This window comes from Streptosporangium nondiastaticum (assembly GCF_003011965.1).
GTDB classification, from domain to species: Bacteria; Actinomycetota; Actinomycetes; order Streptomycetales; family Streptomycetaceae; genus Streptomyces; species Streptomyces nondiastaticus.
Map to the genome: position 1 here is coordinate 1 of NZ_PXWG01000285.1, position 2264 is coordinate 2264.

1 protein-coding gene and 1 pseudogene are annotated in these 2264 nt (G+C 75.5%); one reads left to right on the plus strand and one right to left on the minus strand.

Annotated elements, in window-relative coordinates; all coding sequences use genetic code 11:
- Nucleotides 1–806: pseudogene (locus tag B7P34_RS35735) on the minus strand (hypothetical protein); the annotation flags it as partial.
- Between the two features lie 176 nt (nucleotides 807–982).
- Between B7P34_RS35735 and B7P34_RS35740 the strand changes: the two are divergent.
- Nucleotides 983–2264: glycosyltransferase family 4 protein (locus B7P34_RS35740; RefSeq protein WP_146167036.1), on the plus strand; the 1282-nt coding region annotated here is incomplete at its 3' end.

The following is a 2264-nucleotide window of genomic DNA, read 5'->3' on the forward strand; positions in this document are numbered from 1 at the left end:
CCGTCCCCCGCCTCCCCGCCCTCCCCCGCCGCCATCGGCGACGACGGCGGCGGCGCCGTGGGAGCCTTCTGTTCCGCTCGTTCCACCTTCGCCACCTGCGCCGCCACCAGGTCCGGCGGGATCTCGACGTCCTCGGGGTCGCCGAGGCTCGTCGCGAAGAACATGGCGAGCGTCGCGCCGGACCGGACGACGGTGATCAGGCTCGGCGCGCGTTCCGCCGCGTTCTCCAGGCGGTAGGCGACGGCCTCGTCGCCCAGCCGGGGAGCAGCGAGGGTCCGCACGGCGCGGAACTCCTGCGGTTCACCCTCGCCCGTGAGCATGCCGAAGCCGTCCGCGCAGCGCACCGCCGCGGAGCGCAGCCCGCGGAGCGTGGCGGCGGCGCCGTCGCCGCGGTAGGCGGAGACGCGGATCATGCCCATGAGGCCCTGGAAGTCGAGGTCCTCGCCGGCCTTGGCGAAGGTGTTGACGACGGACGCGGCCGGCTCGGGCCGCGGCTCGGAGCCGAGGGCTTCGACGAGCGGCCGGCAGGCGGCGGCGTCCGTGCTGGGGCGGCCGACGCCGGCCGCACCGCTGCCGGCGCGCTCGATCTGGAAGCCGGGCACCTCGCGGGCTCCGAGCTCGACGTGCCGCAGCTGGGCGGGGCTCAGTATCCGCACGGCATTGCGCGTGCCCTTGGCCTCGCCCCGGGAGCCGCCGCGGTTCCCGCCGCCGCCGGGACCGCCGTTCCCGTCGCCACTGCCACCGCCGCCGCAGCCGGCCGTCAGCCCGAGGGCCACGACCGCGGAGACCGCCACCATCGCCTTCACAGGCCCAGGGTCCCAGCGCCCGCGGGGTCCGTGCCCGCGCCACGCTGAGCCACACGGTTACCCTCTGGACTGCCGTTCGACGCACGGCTTGACAGGGGCTTCGCGACTGCCCCTACAGTTCGCTCGCCCGAACACGAGAACGCACCGGCCCCGGAGGGAGGACCGCCCGCCCGCCCATGAAGATCGCATTCCTGATCCACAACGCCTACGGCATCGGCGGCACCATCCGCGCGACCGGCAACCTCGCGAGCGCCCTCGCCGCCCACCACGACGTCGAGCTCGTCTCCGTCTACCGCAGCGCGGACGCCCCGAAGCTCCCGCCCGGCCGCCGCGTCCGCCTCACGTCCCTGATCGACATCCGCAAGGGCGCCCCGGGCTCGGAGACGGACAACGAGCTGCAGCAGCAGCCCAGCGCGCTCCTCCCGGCCCGCGAGCGCGACGTGAAGGCCTTCACCCGCCTCGCCGACCTGCGCGTCGCCCAGTACCTGGAGGCCACGGACGCGGACGTCGTCGTGGCCACCCGCCCCGGCCTCCTCGTCCACCTCACCCGCCTCGCCACGGAGCGCACCTACGTGCGGATCGGCCAGGAGCACCTCATCCACGGCGGCCACCACCCGGAGGTCCGCGCCGCGCAGGACGCCGCGATCCCGCTCCTGGACGCCCTCACCACCGTCTCCGAGGCCGACGCGGCCACGCACCGCGCGATGCTGCCGGAGGCCCGTACGCACATCGCGGCGCTGCCCAACGGCGTCTCGGCCGCCGCGGTCGAGCCCTCCGACGGCAGCGCCGAGCTCGTCGTGGCCGCCGGCCGCCTCATCCCCGTCAAGCGCTACGGACTGCTGGTCGACGCCTTCGCCAAGGTCGTCGCCGAGCGCCCCGACTGGCGCCTGCGCATCTACGGCCGCGGCCCCGAGCGGACCGCCCTGCGCGAGCGGATCGACGAGCTCGGCCTGAACGAGAACATCGCGCTCATGGGCCCGCACTCGCCCATCGAGACGGAGTGGGCCAAGGGCTCCATCGCCGCCGTGACCTCCGACTTCGAGTCCTTCGGCATGACCATCGTCGAGGCCATGCACTGCGGCGTGCCGGTCGTCGCCACCGACTGCCCGCAGGGGCCGCGCGAGATCATCGAGGACGGCGTGGACGGCCTCCTCGTCCGCCCCGGCGACGCCGACGCGATCGCCGAAGGCCTCCTCAAGCTCATCGACGACGAAGAACTGCGCCGCTCCATGGGCCGCGCCGCCCGCGCCTCCGCCCAGCGCTACGCCCCCGCGCAGATCGCCGAACGGTTCGAGCAGATCGTGCGCGAGGTGCGGCCGGAGCTCCTGCCGGAGCCGGCGGCCGTCAAGGCCGTCAAGGCCGCCGAGGCACCCGCCTCCGCCCCCGCCGCCCTGCGCCGCACCGCGGCCCGCCTCGTACGGCCGCTGCGCCGCAAGGCCGCCGAGGCCGCCGGAGCCC